The organism is Streptacidiphilus neutrinimicus (assembly GCF_000787815.1).
Classification (GTDB): Bacteria; Actinomycetota; Actinomycetes; order Streptomycetales; family Streptomycetaceae; genus Streptacidiphilus; species Streptacidiphilus neutrinimicus.
In genome coordinates this window covers 231,865-250,159 of sequence record NZ_BBPO01000003.1, presented here as the reverse complement: position 1 = coordinate 250,159, position 18,295 = coordinate 231,865, and the positions used below count along the sequence as shown (strand labels likewise).

Here is an 18,295-nt window from a genome sequence, read left to right as displayed (position 1 = left end):
GGCGGCGACGGATCGTCCGGGCCGGGGGCCGCCTGCACCAGGTGCCAGGCGCGGCGTACGGCTGCGTCGCCGCCGGGGACCTCGCGCCGGTCCAGCACCGCGGCGAGCGCGGCGTGGGCCGCGAGCCGCTGGGCGAGCGGGGCGCGGCCGAGCACAGCGGAGCGCAGCAGCGGATGCCGGAAGGCGAGCCGCCCGCCCGGCCCCCCGGCGACGCCGACCAGTGCCGCCGCCTCGGCGGGTTGCAGGTCCCGCGCGGACGCGCCGAGGCGCTCGGCGGCGTCGAGGACGACGGACAGCTCACCCGACTCCTCCGCGGCGGCGACCAGCAGCAGCGTCTGCGTCGCGGCGGGCAGGCGGCTGAGCTGGCCGTGGTAGGCGAGTTGGAGCCGACCCGCGAGCGGCAGCGGCGCGCAAGCCCCGCCCTCGGCGCTCGGCAGCTCGCGCAGCGCGAGCGGGTTGCCGTGCGCCAGTTCGAGCAGTTGACGCCGCGTCACCTGGTCGGCGTCGGGAGCGTGGCGGGCGAGCAACTGCGCCGCGGCCGCCTCGTCGAGCCCGGCGAGGCCCAGCTCGGGCAGGCCGGCCGCGGCGGGTGCGCCCTCGCCCTCCCGGGCGGCGATCAGCACCACGACACCCTCGGCGCGCAACCGGCGGGCCGCCAGCAGCAGCGCCTCGGCGGAGGCGGCGTCGCACCACTGGAGGTCGTCCACGAGGCAGAGCACGGGCCCGGACTCGGCCCGCTCCGCGAGCAGCCCGAGCACGCCGAGGCCCGCGAGCAGCCGGTTGCCCAGGGACGCGGCAGCGTCCGGATCGGCGAGGCCGAACGCCCGCTCCAGCGCCTGCCGTTGCGGCTCCGGCAGCGCGGCCAGCCCGTCGAGCGCGGGGGCCAGGAGCAACTGCAGTGCGGCGAACGGCAGGTCGGACTCGGCCTCCACACCGGCCGTCCGCAGCACCGTCCACCCGCCGAGCGAACCGGCGGACGCCTCGGCGTGGTCCAGCAGCGCGGTCTTTCCGATGCCCGGCTCGCCGCGCAGCACCAACACCCCGCTGCGCCGCTCCGATGCGGCCGCGCGCAGCAGGTCGTCGATAGCGGCCTGTTCGGGCCCCCGTCCGTACAGCATGCCCAGCACCCTACCCAGCGCCGCCGACACCAGGGGGCCGACGTCCCGTGACGGACACCGCCGACACCGGCCCTACGGAAAGTACCTAAGCGCGACTGATTCCGGCCCGCGCCGCCGTCCGTAGCTTTTTGACCTGCAAGGAGACGGAAGCGAACGAGCAGACGAGGAGCCCGGGATGGACACCACCGCCACCACCCTGCAGGACCTGGCCGACCGCTACATCGCCGCCTGGAACGAGACCGACCCGGCCGCGCGCCGCCGCCTCGTCGACGCGAGCTGGGCCGAGGACGCCCGCTACACCGACCCGCTGGTCGCGGCGGAGGGCCGCGACGCGGTCGACGCCACACTGGGCGCGGTGCAGGCGCAGTTCCCCGGGCTGGTCTTCCGGCTCGGCGGCCCGGTCGACGCGCATCACGACATCGCCCGGTTCAGCTGGGAGCTGGGCCCGGCGGGCGGCGAGGCGCTGGTGGTCGGCTTCGACGTCCTGGTCGCCGACGCCGCGGGCCGGATCGCCCAGGTCCACGGCTTCCTCGACAAGGTGCCCGCGGTCTGAGCCCGCGGATCCCCGAGCCCCGCGCGGGGCTGCTCCCACAGCCCCGCGCGGCCCGACACCCACCTCCGCACGCCGTCAGTCCTCAGAGAAGCGGAAGCAGACCATGTCCAGCACCCGTGTCCCGGCCGCCCAGGCCACCCCGGCCGTCCCGGACCAGCGCCTCGCCCACGACGCCGGCGGAACCGGTGTCCGGCGCGGGCTGCTCCCGGTGGTCCTGACCGCCACGTTCATGTACGCGCTCGACTTCTTCATCGTCAACGTGGCCATCCCGTCGATGCAGCGCGGACTGGGCGCCTCCTCCGGGGCGATCCAGTGGATCATGGTCGGCTATTCGCTGGCCCTGGCCGCCGGTCTGATCAGCGCGGGGCGACTGGGCGACATCCACGGCCGACGCCGGATGTTCGCGCTCGGGCTCGGCCTGTTCACCTCCGCGTCCGCCGCCTGCGGGCTGGCCCCCGACATCGACCTGCTCGTCGCCGCCCGCGTCGCGCAGGGCCTGGCCGCCGCGCTGATGGCGCCTCAGGTGCTCGCCATCATCCGCACCGCGTACCAGGGCGCCGCCCAGGCCCGCGCGATCGCCCTCTACGCCGTCACCATGGGGCTCGGCGGGGTGTGCGGCCAACTCGTCGGCGGCCTGCTGATCAAGGCGGACGTCTTCGGCAGCGACTGGCGCTCCTGCTTCCTGATCAACATCCCGGTCGGTCTCGCCGCGCTGGCGATGGTCCGTCGCAGCCTGCCCGAGTCCCGCGCGCCGAGGCGCCCACGCCTGGACAACGCCGGGATGGCGCTGATCTCCACCGCGCTGGTGGCGCTGCTGCTGCCGCTGATCCAGGGCCGCCAGGCCGGCTGGCCACTGTGGACCTGGCTCACCATGGCCGCCTCGGTGGTCCTGCTCGTCGTCTTCGCAGCCCACCAGCGCCGTCTGGCGGCGCGCGGCGGCTTCCCGCTCGTGCCGCCGGAGCTCTTCCGCGGGCGGGCCTTCGCCCTCGGCTCGGTCACGCAGGTGCTCTTCGCGGCCGGGCAGGGCTCGTTCTTCCTGATCCTCGCCCTCTACCTGCAGCTCGGCCGCGGTCTGGACCCGCTGACCTCGGGCCTGGTCTTCACCGTGCTGGCGCTGGGCTACTTCGCCAGCTCGCTGCGCTCGGACGTGGTCGCCGCCCGCCTGGGCCGGCAGGCGGTCACCCTCGGCGCGGTCGGCATGGCGCTCGGCCTGGGCCTGCTGTGGGAGGGCGCTCGCCTCGCGGGCGACGCGCCGGGCACGGCCCGGGTGCTGTGGCTGATCCCGGGCCTGGTCGTCGACGGTGTCGGCATGGGCCTGGTCCTCGGCCCGCTGACCGGCGCGTCACTGAGCCGCGTCGCGAACCACCTGGTCGGGGCGGCCTCCGGCGTCATCACCACGCTGCAGCAGCTGGGCGGCGCGGTCGGGGTGGCGGTGGTGGGCCTGGTCTTCTACGGCTCCCTCGGCGGCGGCTACGCCCACGCCTTCGAGGCGGGCGTGCTGGTCCTCGCGGTGATGGAGCTGGGCCTGGCAGGCCTGACGCAGTTGCTGCCGCGCGAGAGGTAGGGCGCAGACGAGGGGTCTCCCGCCGCCCGGCGGAAGACCCCTTCGGCGTGTCCGCAGCGGTCCGTCAGGCCGTCGGCGGGTTGCGCAGGCTGTGCGCGGCGGCGGAGGCGACGGCCTCGGCGACGACCGCCAGGGCGGGCGAGTCGAGGCGCCACTGCTGCCAGAACAGCGGCACGTCGAACGTCCGGTCCGGCAGGACCGCGACCAGCGCGCCCGAGCGCAGCCCCGCGCTCGCCTCCTCTTCCGGCACCAGCCCCCAGCCGAGACCGGCGGTGACGGCCTGGGCGAAGCCCTCGCTCGACGGCACGTAGTGGCGCAGACGAGAGGCGGGCCGACCGCCGGTCGCCTCACGGGCGAACGCGTCCTGCAGGTCGTCGCGGCGGTCGAAGCAGACCACCGGCGCGCGCGGGGCCCAGTCCCCGGGCTCGCCTGTCAACCAGCGCGCGGCGAAGGCCGGCGTGGCGACCGGGAGATAGCGCATCGCGCCGAGGGGGCGGACCGAGCAGCCGGCGACCGGGTCGGGCGAGGAGGTGACGGCGGCCAGCACCTCGCCCTCGCGCAGCAGTTCCGTCGTGTGGGCCTCGTCCTCGCGCCGCAGGTCGAGGTGGATCCGGGCGTCCTGCGTGAGCGCGGACAGGGCGGGCACGAACCAGGTGGCGAGCGAGTCGGCGTTGACGGCGATCGCGAGCCAGGTCGGCGCGGCGGCCGTCCCGGCGTCCGACTCCCCATCCATGCCGAGCGCGGCCCTGGCGTCCCCTTCGAGCCGCGCGAGCTGGCGGGCGTAGCGGACGACGACCTGCCCGGACTCGGTGGCCCGCACCGGCCGGGTGCGGGTGAGCAGGACGCGCCCGGCGCGCTGCTCCAGCGCCTTGACGCGCTGGCTGACGGCGGAGGGCGTGACGTGGAGCACCGCCGCGGCGGCGTCGAAGGTGCCCTCGTCGACGACGGCCAGGAGGGTCCGGACCAGGTCGTGCGGCAGCTCGTTCTTCACGAGCGCTAATGGTACGTAAAAACCTTTAGCTGGCCTTAGCGGCGGCCCGTTCCTACGGTGGGGCCATGGGGAACGCACTCACCGCCGCCGCGGCCGGCTTCGGAACCGGCCTCTCGCTCATCGTCGCCATCGGCGCGCAGAACGCCTTCGTGCTGCGCCAGGGGATCCGCCGCAAGGCGGTGCTGCCGGTGGTCGCCATCTGCGCGGTCTCGGACGCGGTGCTGATCGCCTGCGGCGTGGGCGGCCTCGGCGTGCTGGTGACGGCCTGGCCCGCCGCGCTCACCGCGATCCGCGCCGTGGGCGCGGCGTTCCTGCTCTGCTACGCGCTGCTGGCCGCGCGGCGCGCCCTCCGCCCCTCGTCCCTGGAGGCGAGCGGCCCCGCCGTCCACTCCGGCCGCCGCGCGGTCCTCACCTGCCTCGCGATGACGTGGCTCAACCCCCACGTCTACCTCGACACCGTCCTCCTCCTCGGCGCGGTCGCCGCCGGCCACGGCCAGCTCCGCTGGCAGTTCGCCGTCGGCGCCGCCACGGCCAGCCTCTGCTGGTTCACCGCCCTCGGCTTCGGCGCCCGCCTCCTGGCCCCCTTCTTCCGCCGCGCCTCCTCCTGGCGCGCCCTGGACGCCCTGGTCGCCACCACCATGCTCCTCACCGGCCTGAGCCTCGCCGCCGGCGCATGACGCCTCCGGCGAGGTCGGACGACACCCGGCACCCGCGCCCCACGCGCCCCAACCCCGCGACGGGGACGGCCGGTCAGCGCGCAGCGCGCGCGGTGCCCGCCGGGCTACGCTGCGCTGTGCCCAGACGCAGTCGCCGAGCCCGTCGGCTCCTCGTCGGCGACGCCACGTATCTGTGGACCGTCGGCCACGACCACCAGTGCGTGGAGGACCCCGCGACGGGCCGCCACCGCTTCCTCGACTGCCGCGAGATCCTGACGCTCCGTCGGTTCCGCACGGCCGGGCGGCTGAGCCTCGTGTTCAGCCAAACGCCCGGGCGGCTCGTGCCGGACGGCTACCTGCACTCCGGCGCGGTGGGCACCGCGGCCGGGAGGTGGCTGAACCTGCACGAGCCCGGAGCGGTCCGTGCGCTGCTCGACGAGGCGCTCGCACGCGGCTGGGCGCCGGACATCACCGCAGAGCTGGACGGCCGGCCGTTGTTCGACGTCGTCGGCTCGCAATGCGCAGGGTGAGTCAGTCGCCCTGCGCCCACAGACGGCGGACGTGGCCGAGGTGTTCGGCGATCAGACGCTCGACGGCCGGGAGGTCGCGGGCGAGCATCGCGTCGAGGAGGCGTTCGTGCTCTTCAGCCGAGTCGACCAGGCTGCCCGCGGAGACCAGCGTCTGGAGGCCGTACAGGCGGGAGCGACTGCGGAGCTCGCGCACGGTGTCGACGAGGTGGCGGTTGCCGTGGAGGGCGAGCAGGCCGAGGTGGAAGAGGCGGTCCGACTCGATGTAGCCCACCAGGTCGCCCGCGCGCGCCGCGTCGACGATGGCGCGGGCGTGTGCGCGCAGCGGCTCCAACTGCTCGGGGGTGGCGGTCTCGGCGACGCGGACGGTGGCCGGGATCTCGATCAGCTCGCGGATCTCGGTGAAGTCGTCCAGGTCCTGCTCGGTCAGGCCGATGACGCGAAAGCCCTTGTTGCGGACGACCTCGACCAGGCCCTCCTTGGCGAGATCGAGCATCGCCTCGCGCACGGGCGTAGCCGAGACGCCGAACTCGCCCGCCAGGACCGGCGCGGAGTAGACGATGCCGGGCCGCAGCTCGCCTGCGACGAGCGCGGCGCGCAGTGCGTGGGTGACCTGCTCGCGAAGGCTGCGGCGGGCCTGGACCGAGGGCAGGTTGAGCCCGCCGCCGTCGCTGTCGATGGACTCCGGGTTCACCTCGGACCTCTCGGCTCATGGTTATGTGAAACATCATCCTGCACCATCACGGTGTACCGCCGAAGCCCCGCGCAGAACGGAACCCGCCGCACCCATGACCGCTCCCCTGCCCGAGCCCCGCAGCCGTAGCCTCCGGATCCCCGGCCTCGCCGTCACCGACCGCACCTTCACCGTCCCGCTGGACCATCACGACCCGGCCCGCGGCAGCGTCGAGGTCTTCGCCCGCGAGGTCGCGGATCCGGCGAAGGCCGAGCAGGACCTGCCGTGGTTGCTGTTCCTGCAGGGCGGCCCGGGCGGCAAGGCGCCGCGGCCGACCGCCGGCAACCCGTCCTGGCTGCGCCGCGCGCTGCGGACCCACCGCGTGCTGCTGCTGGACCAACGCGGGACCGGACGCAGCACCCCGATCACGGGGCGCACAGCCGCGCGGTTCCCCTCCGCAGCCGCGCTCGCCGAGCACCTCGGCCTCTTCCGCGCGGACTCGATCGTCGCCGACGCCGAGCTGATCCGGCGGCAGCTGACCGGCGGTCGGCCCTGGGAGACACTCGGCCAGAGCTACGGCGGCTTTCTCACCCTGACATACCTGTCCCAGGCGCCCGAAGGCCTCGCCGCCTGCTACGTGACCGGCGGCCTGGCCGGCCTGGAGGCCACCGCGGAGGAGGTCTACCGCGCGACGGCTCCCCGTGTGCAGGCCAAGAACGCCGCCTTCGCCGCGCGCTACCCGGACGACCAGGAGACCCTGCGACGTCTCGCCCGCCGACTCGCGCAGGAGCCCGCCCGGCTGCCGGACGGCGACCTGCTGACGGTCCGGCGGCTGCGCTTCCTCGGGCTGGAGCTGGGCATGGGGGCGGGCTTCGAGCGCCTGCACTGGCTGCTGGACGAGGCGCTCGACGCCGACGGAGCGCCCACCGACGTGTTCCTGGACGAGGTGGCCCGCCTGACGGGCCTGGTCGCCAACCCGCTGTTCGGCGTCCTGCACGAGTCGATCTACGGCCAGCCGGGGTCCGGCGCGACGAACTGGGCCGCACAGCGGGTGCTGGACTCCCTGCCGCAGTTCGCCGAGGACGCCGACCCGCTGCTGCTGACCGGCGAGATGATCCTCCCCTGGATGTTCCGGGACGTCGCCGCGCTGCGGCCGTTCGCCGACGCGGCCGAGCTGCTCGCCGAACGCGCCGACTGGCCCGCCCTCTACGACCGGAGCCGCCTCGCGGCCAACCAGGTCCCGGTCGCGGCGGCGGTCTACTTCGACGACATGTACGTCGACGCCCAGCTGTCGCTGCACACCGCGGCCGATGTCGGCTCGGTCCGCGCCTGGGTGACCAACGAGTGGGAGCACGACGGCGTCCGCCTGGACGGCGAGCGGGTGCTCGGACGGCTGATGGACATGGCGGCCGGTCAGGTGTGAGGCCTCGGGCTCGATTTCGAGCGTGAACGAAGATGTCCGTGTGGTAACGGCTGGGTGTTCACTTCTTGACGTGGCCCACCGGCGCCGGTTGACTCCCTGCCACTCAGGTCGCCGCACCCGGTGACCTCGGCAAGGAGGCACCGCCCGGATGAACCGCAGCTTGAAGCGCACACCGGCCGTCACCGCACTGGCCGTGGCCCTTGGCTTCGGGCTCTGCGCGTGCGGCTCCGGCTCGGGCGGCGCGTCCGTCGCCGCCGGGTCGGACGGGAGCGCGAGCGCCGCGCCGCAGATGATCGGTCTGCTGCTGCCGGAGGACACCGCGACCCGGTACGAGCAGTTCGACAAGCCGCTGTTCGAGGCCAAGGTGCAGGCCCTGGCCCCGAACGTCCAGGTGCGGTACGCCAACGCGGGCGGCAGCGCGCAGACGCAGGCGCAGCAGGTGCGGACGATGATCGACGCGGGCGTCGGCGTGCTCGTGATCGACGCGCAGGACTCCGCGCAGATCAAGTCCTCCATCGAGACGGCGAAGGCCAAGGGCATCAAGGTCGTCGCCTACGACCGCCTGGCCCAGGGCCCGGTCGACGCCTACGTCTCGTTCGACAACGAGAAGGTCGGCGAACTGCAGGGCCAGGGCCTGCTGGACGCGATGGGCCCGGCCGCCACGCCGTCGGCCAAGGTCGTGGAGATCGACGGCGACGCCGCCGACCCCAACTCGATCGACTTCGAACGCGGCTTCCTGGCCGCGGTGCAGGGCAAGGTGAACGTCGCCTACGACGCCTCCGGCATGTGGAAGCCGGACGTCGCGGCGGAGAAGGCGACCGCCGCGATCAACCAGCTCGGCGCGAAGAACATCGCGGGCTTCTACTCCGCGAACGACGGCATGGCCGCAGGCATCGTCAGCGCGATGCGGACGGCCGGGCTCACCGGCGTCCCGATCGGCGGCCAGGACGCCCAACTGGACGCGATCCAGCGGATCGTGGCCGGCACCCAGTCCTACACCGTCTACAAGGCGTACAAGCCGGAGGCCGAGGCCGCCGCCGAGCTCGCCGTCGACCTGCTGCAGGGCCGCGACATCGGCGCGCTCGCCGCCGCCATGAAGATCAGCGCCTCCGGCGACGACGTGCACGCGGACCTGCTCACCCCGGTGCTGCTCACCAAGGACAACATCAAGCAGACCGTGATCGCGGACGGCCTCTACACGGTGGGCCAGATCTGCACGCCGACGTACGCGTCGGCGTGCCGCGCCGACGGCCTGCAATAGCCCGAACGGCCGGTCAGAGCAGGAACCCTCTGGGGAACGGGTCCGTCGGGTCGAGGAAGTACTGCGCGGTCCCGGTGATCCAGGCCCGCCCCGTGACCGTGGGCACGACCGCCGGGCGCCCGGCGACGGTGGTCTCCTCGACCAGCCGTCCGAGGAACCGCGTGCCGATGTACGACTCGTTGACGAACTCCGCGCCCAGCGCGAGCTCACCGCGCGCGTGGAGCTGCGCCATCCGCGCGGAGGTACCCGTCCCGCAGGGCGAGCGGTCGAACCAGCCCGGGTGGATCGCCATGGCGTGCCGCGAGTGCGCGGCGGTCGACCCGGGCGCGGCGAAGTACACGTGGTGCACCCCGTGGATCCCCGGGTCCTCGGGGTGGACGGGCTCGTCCGCCGCGTTGACGGCCGCCATGGTCGCCAGCCCCGCCTTCAGGAGCTGCTCCTTGGTGGCCCGCTCGCGGTCGAACGGCAGCCGGTAGTCGTCGAGTTCGACGATGGCGTAGAAGTTGCCGCCGAAGGCGAGGTCGTACCGGATCTCCCCGTACCCCGGCACGTGCGCCTTCGCGTCGAGCCGCGCGCAGAACGACGGCACGTTGGTGAGCGTGACGGCTGTCGCCGAGCCGTCCTCCACGGCGACGTCGACGGTGACGAGCCCGGCAGGGGTGTCCAGCCGCACGGTCGTGACCGGCTCCGTGACCGGCACCATCCCGGTCTCCACGAGCACGGTGGCCACCCCGATCGTCCCGTGCCCGCACATCGGCAGAACGCCGGACACTTCGATGAACAGCACCCCGTAGTCGGCGTCGGGCCGGGTCGGCGGCTGCAGGATCGCCCCGCTCATCGCGGCGTGGCCGCGGGGTTCGTACATCAGCAGCGTGCGCAGGTCGTCCAGGTGCGCCTGGAAGTGCAGCCGCCGCTCGGCCATGGTCGCACCGGGGATGACGCCGACCCCGCCGGTGATGACGCGGGTCGGCATGCCTTCGGTGTGGGAGTCGACGGCGTGGTAGATGTGACGCGTTTTCATCAATTGTGTCCTCGCTCAGTCCGTTGCAACTCCTTGAGGGGCGCGGGGCACTGCGCGAGCAACCAGCTGCGCGTGCGGGTGGCCCTGCGCGTTGAGGACCAGCTGCTCGGGTGGCTTGTCCGCAGTTTCCCGCGCCCCTGAGGTACTTACCGCAGTCCCTCGGCCAAAGCGTTCTCGGTGGCCAGGGTCACGGCCTTCAGGGCTTCGCCCGTCAGGGGGCCGCGGGGCGGCCGGCAGGGGCCGCCCTTGCGGCCGGCAAGGTCCATGGAGAGCTTGATGGCCTGGACGAACTCCGTGCGGGAGTCCCAGCGCAGCAGCGGGTGCAGTTGGCGGTAGCGCGGCAGCGCCACCGCCAACTCGCCCGCCACCGCCGCGCGGTACAGCTCGGCGCACGCGGTCGGCAGGGCGTTCGGGTAGCCGGCCACCCAGCCGACCGCGCCGGCCAGCGCCAGCTCCAGCAGCACGTCGTCCGCGCCGACCAGCAGGTCCAGTCCGGGGGCGAGTTCGGCGATCTCGTAGGCCCGGCGGACGTCGCCGCTGAACTCCTTGACCGCGACGATGTGCCCGGCCGCGTGCAGCTCCGCCAACAGGGAGGGGACGAGGTCGACGCGGGTGTCGTGCGGGTTGTTGTAGGCGACGACGGGCAGGCCCGCCTTCGCGACCTCCGCGTAGTGGGCCAGCACGGCCTCCCGCTCCGCGCGGTAGGCGTTCGGCGGGAGCTGCAGGACGGAGCCGCAGCCCGCCTCCGCCGCCTGCTCGGCCCATCTGCGCGACTCCGCGGACCCGTACGCGGCCGTCCCGGCCATGACGCGACCGCCGTCGCCCGCTGCCTCGACGGCCACTCGCACGACCTCGGCGCGTTCGGCGTCCGTCAGGGTCTGGTACTCGCCGAGCGAGCCGTTGGGGACGACGCCGTCACAGCCGTTGGCGACGAGCCAGGCGACATGTTCGGCGTAGGCGTCGTAGTCGACGGAACCGTCGTCGTGGAACGGCAGGGCGGTGGCGACCATGATGCCGTGCCAGGGGGCCCGGCGCTCAGGGGTGGTCATCGGGGGCTCCTTCGGAGGGGGGTGCGGGGGTGTCGCACTCGGCCAGCAGGCCCAGCGGCACGGGGGTGGACAGAGGGCGGGTGGGCGCGCCGTCGTCGTGCGCGCCGCAGAGCCGGGCGACGGCCGGGCCGCACATGCGGGCCTGGCACCAGCCCATGCCCGCACGGGTGAGGAGTTTGACGGTCCGTTGGTCCGGAGCGCCCAGCTCGCTGACGGCGTCCCTGACCTGGCGTGCCGTCACCTCCTCGCACCGGCAGACTTCGGTGGCGTCGTCGAGCCACTGTGTCCACCCGCCGCCCGGGGCGTGTCGCGCGGCCATGAGCTCGGCGAAGGCGCGCTGCCTGGCTCGTCGCCGCAGCAGTTCGCGCGGCGCGGCGGTCTGCCCAGCGACGGCCAGGCCCGCCAGCTCGCCTTCGGTGACAGCGAGTTGGACGCCGCCCACACCGGTGCTCTCCCCGGCCGCCCAGACGCCGGGCACGCTGGTGCGCTGCGCGGCGTCGACCACGAGAGCGGCGCTGCCGTCCGGCAGACGCCGTGTGCGGCAGCCGAGTTCGAGCGGCAGCTCCAACTGCGGCACCAGCCCGTGCCCGACGGCTACGGCGTCGCACGGGACGCGCCACTCGCTCCCGGGTACAGGCCGCCAGGCTGCGTCGAGGCGGCCGAGGGTCACCGCCTCGACGCGGTCGGTTCCGTGCGCGGCCACGACGGCGGTGCGCGGACGGAGGCGGACGCCGTGCCGCAGCAGTGTCGCGCCGTGCTGGGCGCCCTCGACCAGCTTGCCGGGGTTGGCGGCCAGGACGCGCGCACCGCGGGCGTAGCCGAGGTAGTCGGCGGCCTCGGCCACCAGCGGGACCGTCGCTCCGGCCGTGACCAGACAGGAAGCGACCGCGAGCAGCAACGGCCCGCTGCCCGCGACCACGACGTGGCGGCCGGGCAGCACCAGCCCCGCCTTGAGCATGGCCTGCGCGCCGCCCGCCCCGACGACGCCGGGCAGGGTCCAGCCGGGGAACGGCAGTTGCCGTTCATGCGCGCCGGTGGCGAAGAGCACCTGACGTGCGGTCAGCTGCCGGGCCTGTCGCTGGTCCGGCCCGGTCAGCGCGCGCACCGCGAAGGCGCCCGACCCGCCTGTCACGGACCAGACATGGTGGTCGGCCAGCAGCGTGACGCGCTCGCGGGCGACGTCGAGGCGCGCGAGCAGGCGCTGGAACGCCGGCCAGTGGTGGTGCAGCGCCTGCGGGCGGGAGGCGCGCAGTTCGGCGGCGGGCTGCCGATAGAACTGCCCGCCGGGCCACGGCGCGCTGTCGAGCAGCGCGACGCGGACGCCGTGCTCGGCGGCGGCCGCGGCGGCCGCCAGCCCGGCGGGCCCGGCGCCGACGACGGCGAGGTCGTAGCGCTCGTGGCGGTCGCCGAGGTCGTGGCCGTCCACGGCGTCAGCGGAGTTCGCCATGGCCGTCCCCTCGCTGCGTGCGGACCAGCGCGCCGGGCCGCACCGGGGCCAGGCAGGCGCGGACGTTGGGGGTGCCGTCGAGTTCGACCAGGCAGTCGTAGCAGGCGCCCATGCCGCAGAACGCGCCGCGCGGCCGGTCGCCGAGGCGGGTGCGCCGCCAAGCGAGGTGTCCGGCCTGCCACAGCGCGGCGGCCACGGTCTGGCCGGGCAGCGCGGTGACCGGCTCGCCGTCGAAGCTGAACTCGAAGGGGGTCTCGGGCCTGGCCCGCACCAGGTCCAGCGGACCGCGTCTCACGCCTGCTCCTTTCCGAAGCGCCCGGGGCCGAAGGGCGCCGGGTCCATGAACGGCTGCTCTCCGTCCAGAAGTTGGGCGACGAGGCGGGCGGTCGCCGGGGCCAGGCCGATGCCCGCGCCCTCGTGGCCGCACGCCTGGAACAGCCACGGCCGTTCCGGATCGGGCCCGATCGCGGGCAGGTGGTCGGGCAGATAGGGCCGGAATCCGCGGTAGGCGCGCAGCACCCGCACCTCGCGCAGCGCCGGGAACAGCTCCGCCGCCTGCGCGGCCAGGCGTGCCAGCACCGGCACGGAGAGACCGCGGTCGAAGCCGACCCGCTCCCTGCTGGCCCCGATCAGCACCGGCCCGGCGGCCGTCCCCTCGACCACGGCGGAGCTCTGCAGGTCGGCGGAGCCACTGGCGACGTCGGCGACGTAGTCGGCCGCGTAGACCTTGTGGCGGACCAGCGGCGGCAGCGGCTCGGTCACCAGGACGAAGCCGCGTCGAGGCAGCACCGGGAGGGTCGCTCCGGCCAGGGCGGCGATCTCCCCGCTCCAGGTCCCGGCCGCGTTGACCACCGACGCGCAGAGGAGCGTCCCGTGCGCGTCCGTCTCCACCCGCCCCTCGGACAGGCCGGTGACGGTGGTCGCGGCGAGCAGGTGAACACGGCCTGTGTCGCGGGCGCGCCGCAGCAGCGCCGCCGCCGCGAGGGCCGGCTGCACCTGGGCGTCCTGCGGGTAGTGGACGCCTCCGGCCAGGCCGGGGGCGAGGTGCGGCTCCAGCTCCCCCAGCGCGTCGGCGGGAACCTCGACGGTCGTGACGCCGGAGAGGCACTGGAGCCGGGCCGAGGCCTGGAGCTCGGTGAAGGCCTGCCGGTCGCGGGCCACCACCAGCCCGCCCTTGGGCTCGTACTCCAGCGCGCGCGGGCCGAGGTCCTCGGCCAGCTCACGCCAGAGCCGCAGGCTCTCGACCGCCAGCTCCAACTCCGGCCCCGGGCCCTTGTCGGAGACGAGCAGGTTCCCCTCGCCGGCGCCGGTCGTCCCGCCGACGACCGGCCCGCGGTCGAGGACCGCGACCCGCATGCCGCGCCGGGCCAGCGCGTCCGCGCAAGCCGCGCCGATCATTCCGGCGCCGATGACGACCACGTCGTAGAGAGGAACCCTTGCCACAGCTCAGTAATATGTCACACAGCATTCCCTCGGACAATCCCCCGCGCCGGCCATTCCGTCGGGACGCAGGGGTGCATGCGCAGCGCGGCGCGCACGGCCGGCGGCGTGCCGTCCGGGCCGAACGGGCTGCCGCCGAGGGCCTCCCGGCCGTGCGGGGTGAGCAGCGTGGCCGGGTCAGGGCCGTGAGCCACGATCCGGCTGGGGTTGATCATGTGGTGGACGTAGTAGTAGTGACGGCGGATGTGGTCGAAGTCGACCGTGTCGCCGAAGCCCGGCGTCTGGAACAGGTCGCGGGTGTAACCCCACAGCGCGGGGTACTCCGAGATCTTGCGAATGTTGCACTTGAAGTGACCGTGGTAGACGGCGTCGAAGCGGATCAGCGTGGGCCAGAGCCGGACGTCGGCTTCGGTCAGCCGGTCGCCGAGCAGGTAGCGACGGGTGCTCAGCCGCTCCTCCAGCGCGTCGAGCCGGTCGAACAGCGCGGTCACCGCCCGGTCGTAGAACTCCTGCGCCCGCGCGAACCCCGCCCGGTACACCGCGTTGTTGACGTCACGGTAGATCTCCTCCGCCAGGGCGTCGATCTCCTCGCGCAGCGGCTCGGGGTAGAGGTCCGGCGCGCCGGGCCGGTGCAGCGCCCGCCACTGGGAGCCGAGGTCGAGGGTGAGGTTGGCGAAGTCGTTGCTGACCACCTTGCCCGTCGTGGTGTCCACGAGGGCGGGAACGCTGATGCCGCCGGTGTAGTCGGGCTCGGCCGCGAGATACGCCTCGCGCAGCGCGTGGATGCCGAGGACCGGGTCCAGCCCGCCCGGAGCGCCGACCTCCTCGGTGAACACCCACTGGTACTCCCCGTCGACCAGCTCCTGCACCGGATCGGCCACCGCCAGCGAGATCGCCCCCTCCAGCCCCAGCAGGCGGCGGGTGATGACCACCCGGTGTGCCCAGGGACAGGCGAGGCTGACCACCAGCCGGTACCGGCCCGCCTCGACCGGCAGGCCCTCGCGGCCGTCGGCGGTGATCCGGGTGCGGAAGTGCTGCGGAGCACGGACGAGGTCGCGGGGTGGGCTCTGGTCGACGTTCATGCGTCTCGCTCTCCTCTGCCAGGCCGCGCCCGACCACCGCGAGCGCAGTACGGACCTGACACGGTGCCGCTTCCCGCTCGAGACCGGGTGGACGAGGCGAGGGCGGTTGACGGCGTCTCAGACCCGGCGGAAGGACTCACCGTCGAAGGTCCACTCCCAGCCCACCTCACCGCGCTCCGGGCAGTTGCCGGACAGGGTCAGCACCCCCGGCAGCTGCAGCGCGTGTCCGACGCACAGCACCTCGCACAGCAGGTCGAGGTCCTCGTCGTCGATGCGCAGCACACCGCCCTCCTCCAGCAGCAGGTCCGCCCAGGCGAAGACGGGCATCTCCGGCTCGAAGACACTGCACACCGCCGTGAACGAGCCGACGCCCGCGCGGAGCAGGAAGCCGCGCAGGGCCTCCGCACCGCGGGCGTAGGCGATTCGCAGCAACTGCTCGGGGAACTGACCGGTCAGCGCCGCCTCGGCGGTCTCGGCGAGCATGCCGTCGAGGCGGCGGCGGACGAGACCGCGCTCGTGGGCGCGGTCGAGGCGCAGCAGGAACTCCGCCAGCGGCTCACCGTCCCAGCGGACCCACTCGTCCTCGGCCACCGGGTCGGCGGTGTAGACGAGGTGACTGTCGCCGTCCGCCGGCGACAGGCCCTGCTGCGCGCAGTAGTCGTCGAAGTCGGCCGGGGAGAAGGCGCGCCCGCGCACCTCGACGCCGTCCCGGCCCAGTCCGACCAGCAGCGCGTCGACGTCGCGCAGGTAGTCGGCGTAGGCCGTGTAGGTGGTGCAGCCCTCGGCGATCAGACGCTCGAAGTCCGCACGGTTGGTCACGACGCCGACCATGGTGGGCTTGCGCCGGGAGGTCGCCGCCGGGGACGACGTGGTGCAGCGGCGACGGTCGCGCGGCGTGATGACGCGCGCGGACGCGTGGCAGACGGCGGGACGGGGGCTGCGCGGACGAAGGTGCTTGGTCATGGAAGCCTCCCAGGTTGGACGGTCGGGGTGCGCCCGTCGGGGCGTCACGCTCCTCGTCCTCCCCCGTCATATGCCCCCCATGCGCACCATGTGTCACAGACTCGTCACCATCCGTGATCCCGAATGGAGCAACGGGCCAAGCAGCGGGCCACCTCAGCCCATCGTTTCGGGGGCGACGGCTCAGGGACGACGAAGGCGCCCCGCGCTCCCTTGCGGGAGCGGCAGGGCGCCTTTCGACAGTCCTACAGGCGGCGCTCAGTCGCGCGCGACGCGCAGCGAGGGCTTGAGCTCCATCAACCGGGCCAGCAGTCCGTTGACGAAGGACGGGGACTCGTCGGTGGAGAAGTCCTTGGCCATCTCCACGAACTCGTCCAGGACCACCGGGTCCGGGACGGAGTCCTCCCAGATCAGCTCGTAGGCCCCGAGCCGCAGCACGTTGCGGTCCACGATCGGCATCCGGTCGAGCGTCCAGCCCACGGCGTAGGTGGAGATCAGGTCGTCGATCCGGGCGGCATGCCGGCCGTAGCCCTCGACCAGGTCCTGGGTGTACTCCGGGACCTGCGGCACGCCCTCCTCCCCGCTGCGGGCGCGCGCCACCCACTCGGCGAGGACCAGCGTGGGCTTCACGCCCCTGTGGTCGGCCTCGAAGATGATCTGGAAGGCCTTGGTCCTGGCCTTGTTACGCGCGGTCGCCACGGTTAGGAGTTCACCCGGCCGAGGTAGTCACCGGTGCGGGTGTCGACCTTGATCTTCTCGCCCTGGTTGATGAAGAGCGGGACGCCGACCTCGGCGCCGGTCTCCAGGCGAGCCGGCTTGGTACCGCCGGTGGAACGGTCGCCCTGCAGGCCCGGCTCGGTGAACTCGACGACCAGCTCGACGGCGGCCGGGAGCTCGATGTAGAGCGGGGCGCCCTCGTAGACGGCCACGAGCGCGTCGAAGCCCTCGAGCAGGAACTTGGCGGCGTCGCCGACGACCGCGGGGTCGACGTGCGTCTGCTCGTAGGTGTCCATGTCCATGAACACGAACTGCTCGCCGTCCTTGTAGGAGAACTGCATCGTGCGCTTGTCGACGTTGGCCGTCTCGACCTTCACGCCGGCGTTGAAGGTCTTGTCGACGACCTTGCCCGACAGCACGTGCTTGAGCTTGGTGCGCACGAAGGCCGGGCCCTTGCCGGGCTTCACGTGCTGGAACTCGACGACGGACCACAGCTGGTCGTTGTCGAGCTTGAGCACCATGCCGTTCTTCAGGTCGTTGGTGGAAGCCACAGTCGCCCTAACTTCTGGAATTCGCTAGCTGTATGTCGCTAGTAGCTTGTCAAGGAACCAAGTCACGTGTCCTGCGGCCCCGGGCGGACCCGGAATCACAGGGCGAGGAGCTCCTTGGTCGTGATGGTGAGCAGCTCGGGCCCCCCGTCCTCGGAAGGACGGACGACGAGCGTGTCCTCGATCCGGACCCCGCCGCGACCCGGGAGCGCTACTCCCAGCCCGACAGTGACCGGCACACGGCTCTCAAGCTTACCGAATTCGCCAGGCCACGGTTCCAAGGCCCCGGGGCGAGGCTCCTCGTCGACGTCGAGACCGACCCCGTGGCCGACGCCCTCGTCCAGTTCGGGCGGGTACCCGCGCGCCTCCAGCTCCCGGCCGGCCGCCCGCGCGCAGTCGTCCAGCGAGGAGCCGACAGCCAGCGCCTCACGGGCCGCGCGCTGGGCCGCGAAGACGACGCCGTGCAGCTCGACCTGCCACTCCTGGGGTGCGAGCCCCACCACGAAGGTGCGCGTCGCGCAGGACCGGTACCCCCGGTAGCAGGCGCCGAGCGAGACGGTGAGGAAGTCCCCCTCTTCCACCCGCCGGTCCCCCGGCAGATGCCGGGCCCGTCCGGAGTGGTCCCCGGCGCCGACGCGGACCGGGAAGGCCGGTCCGTCCGCGCCGTGGTCGACCATCCGCCGCTCCAGCTCCATCGCGAGGTGACGTTCGCTGCGCCCGACCAGGATCGACTCCAGCAGCTCCCCCAGCGCCTGGTCCGCGATCTCCGCGGCGACCCGCAGGCAGCCGAGCTCCTGCTCGTCCTTGACGACCCTGAGCTGCTCCACCGAATGGTGCAGGTCCCGCAGGCGGCAGCGCGCGGCCTCGGAGACGGCACGGTGCCTGGCCACGGTCAGATCGTGCTCCTCGACGCCCAGCAGCTCAGCGGTCGCGGCGTGCGCCGCGGCGACGGCGGGGTCCTGTCCGGGCGCGAGGACCAGTTCCTCCAGCCCCGCCTCGCGCTCGCGCGCCGCGTGCGACACGCAGATCAGCGCGCGGTCGCGCTCCAGCAGCAACGCTTCGGCGCCGGCCACACCGGTCAGCCACCGCACGTTCGCCGGCGCGCTCACCAGCGCGCCGTCGACCCCAGCTCCACTGCACCGCTCACGCAGCCGCTCACGCCGCTCGGAGAACACCTCGCCCATGCTCCGAGGCTAGGCTCGCCCGCCCGTTACCGCCTGTCGGGCACCACCTGGCACATCGGTCACCGTGCGTCCGTGCGGCGT

General features: G+C 73.7%; 19 protein-coding genes. 6 read left to right on the top strand and 13 right to left on the bottom strand.

The features are described 5' to 3' along the window. Positions 1-1,118: AAA family ATPase (locus tag TR48_RS04165; RefSeq protein WP_042364433.1), on the bottom strand; the 1,118-nt coding region annotated here is incomplete at its 3' end. 175 nt (positions 1,119-1,293) lie between these two features. On the opposite strand from TR48_RS04165, the gene TR48_RS04160 reads away from it, so the two are divergent. Together TR48_RS04160 and TR48_RS04155 are read left to right on the top strand one after the other, a co-directional pair. Then, on the top strand, positions 1,294-1,671 hold the full coding sequence (locus TR48_RS04160) for a nuclear transport factor 2 family protein (RefSeq protein ID WP_042364432.1): 378 nt from the start codon (positions 1,294-1,296) through the stop codon (positions 1,669-1,671). A 103-nt stretch (positions 1,672-1,774) separates the two neighbouring features. Beyond that, entirely contained in the window at positions 1,775-3,235 is a 1,461-nt protein-coding gene (locus tag TR48_RS04155; RefSeq protein WP_152627780.1) for an MFS transporter, read from the top strand. A 64-nt stretch (positions 3,236-3,299) separates the two neighbouring features. Here the strand turns inward: TR48_RS04155 and TR48_RS04150 are convergent, their stop codons facing one another. After that, positions 3,300-4,226 carry a LysR family transcriptional regulator ArgP gene (locus tag TR48_RS04150; RefSeq protein WP_042364431.1) on the bottom strand — a complete coding sequence of 309 codons (927 nt, stop codon included), beginning with the start codon at positions 4,224-4,226 and terminating at the stop codon, positions 3,300-3,302. A 65-nt stretch (positions 4,227-4,291) separates the two neighbouring features. Between TR48_RS04150 and TR48_RS04145 the strand changes: the two genes are divergently transcribed. Both TR48_RS04145 and TR48_RS04140 read left to right on the top strand, forming a co-directional pair. Next, positions 4,292-4,903: a LysE/ArgO family amino acid transporter gene (locus tag TR48_RS04145; protein WP_042364430.1), complete on the top strand. Its 612-nt coding sequence runs from the start codon at positions 4,292-4,294 to the stop codon at positions 4,901-4,903. Positions 4,904-5,019: 116 nt separating this feature from the next. After that, positions 5,020-5,412 carry a hypothetical protein gene (locus TR48_RS04140; protein ID WP_052442383.1) on the top strand — a complete coding sequence of 131 codons (393 nt, stop codon included), beginning with the start codon at positions 5,020-5,022 and terminating at the stop codon, positions 5,410-5,412. Position 5,413: 1 nt separating this feature from the next. On the opposite strand, the gene TR48_RS04135 is transcribed toward TR48_RS04140, so the two are convergent. Continuing rightward, positions 5,414-6,061, bottom strand: a complete 648-nt coding sequence (locus tag TR48_RS04135; RefSeq protein WP_042364490.1) for a GntR family transcriptional regulator — start codon at positions 6,059-6,061, stop codon at positions 5,414-5,416. Between the two features lie 136 nt (positions 6,062-6,197). Between TR48_RS04135 and TR48_RS04130 the strand changes: the two genes are divergently transcribed. Both TR48_RS04130 and TR48_RS04125 read left to right on the top strand, forming a co-directional pair. After that, positions 6,198-7,505, top strand: a complete 1,308-nt coding sequence (locus TR48_RS04130; RefSeq protein WP_042364429.1) for an alpha/beta fold hydrolase — start codon at positions 6,198-6,200, stop codon at positions 7,503-7,505. Between the two features lie 148 nt (positions 7,506-7,653). After that, on the top strand, positions 7,654-8,766 hold the full coding sequence (locus TR48_RS04125) for a sugar ABC transporter substrate-binding protein (protein ID WP_042364428.1): 1,113 nt from the start codon (positions 7,654-7,656) through the stop codon (positions 8,764-8,766). A 13-nt stretch (positions 8,767-8,779) separates the two neighbouring features. Here TR48_RS04125 and TR48_RS04120 read toward each other — a convergent pair whose 3' ends face one another. From TR48_RS04120 to TR48_RS04075, 10 genes are all read right to left on the bottom strand, one after another. Next, positions 8,780-9,787, bottom strand: coding sequence for a proline racemase family protein (locus TR48_RS04120; RefSeq protein WP_042364427.1), 1,008 nt, complete (start codon positions 9,785-9,787; stop codon positions 8,780-8,782). 146 nt (positions 9,788-9,933) lie between these two features. Then, the gene (locus TR48_RS04115) at positions 9,934-10,836 is read right to left on the bottom strand and encodes a dihydrodipicolinate synthase family protein (RefSeq protein ID WP_042364426.1); all 903 of its coding nucleotides are present in this window, start codon (positions 10,834-10,836) and stop codon (positions 9,934-9,936) included. Next, positions 10,823-12,283 (bottom strand): FAD/NAD(P)-dependent oxidoreductase, encoded by a 1,461-nt coding sequence (locus TR48_RS04110; protein WP_042364425.1) that lies wholly within the window; start codon positions 12,281-12,283, stop codon positions 10,823-10,825. The genes TR48_RS04115 and TR48_RS04110 overlap by 14 nt, the downstream gene beginning before the upstream one ends. Beyond that, entirely contained in the window at positions 12,267-12,578 is a 312-nt protein-coding gene (locus TR48_RS04105) for a (2Fe-2S)-binding protein (RefSeq protein WP_042364424.1), read from the bottom strand. The genes TR48_RS04110 and TR48_RS04105 overlap by 17 nt, the downstream gene beginning before the upstream one ends. Then, positions 12,575-13,726: an NAD(P)/FAD-dependent oxidoreductase gene (locus TR48_RS04100; RefSeq protein WP_084728749.1), complete on the bottom strand. Its 1,152-nt coding sequence runs from the start codon at positions 13,724-13,726 to the stop codon at positions 12,575-12,577. The genes TR48_RS04105 and TR48_RS04100 overlap by 4 nt, the downstream gene beginning before the upstream one ends. A 14-nt stretch (positions 13,727-13,740) precedes the next feature. After that, positions 13,741-14,805 (bottom strand): glutathione S-transferase family protein, encoded by a 1,065-nt coding sequence (locus TR48_RS04095; protein ID WP_084728748.1) that lies wholly within the window; start codon positions 14,803-14,805, stop codon positions 13,741-13,743. A 117-nt stretch (positions 14,806-14,922) separates the two neighbouring features. Continuing rightward, positions 14,923-15,768: a DUF8829 domain-containing protein gene (locus TR48_RS04090; RefSeq protein ID WP_042364423.1), complete on the bottom strand. Its 846-nt coding sequence runs from the start codon at positions 15,766-15,768 to the stop codon at positions 14,923-14,925. A 255-nt stretch (positions 15,769-16,023) separates the two neighbouring features. Beyond that, the gene (gene nusB / locus TR48_RS04085) at positions 16,024-16,464 is read right to left on the bottom strand and encodes a transcription antitermination factor NusB (protein ID WP_042364422.1); all 441 of its coding nucleotides are present in this window, start codon (positions 16,462-16,464) and stop codon (positions 16,024-16,026) included. A 2-nt stretch (positions 16,465-16,466) separates the two neighbouring features. Beyond that, complete coding sequence (gene efp, locus TR48_RS04080; protein WP_042364421.1) at positions 16,467-17,033, bottom strand: elongation factor P; 567 nt, start codon at positions 17,031-17,033, stop codon at positions 16,467-16,469. Positions 17,034-17,128: 95 nt separating this feature from the next. Then, positions 17,129-18,214 carry a M24 family metallopeptidase gene (locus TR48_RS04075; RefSeq protein WP_042364420.1) on the bottom strand — a complete coding sequence of 362 codons (1,086 nt, stop codon included), beginning with the start codon at positions 18,212-18,214 and terminating at the stop codon, positions 17,129-17,131. Between the last annotated feature and the right edge of the window lie 81 nt (positions 18,215-18,295).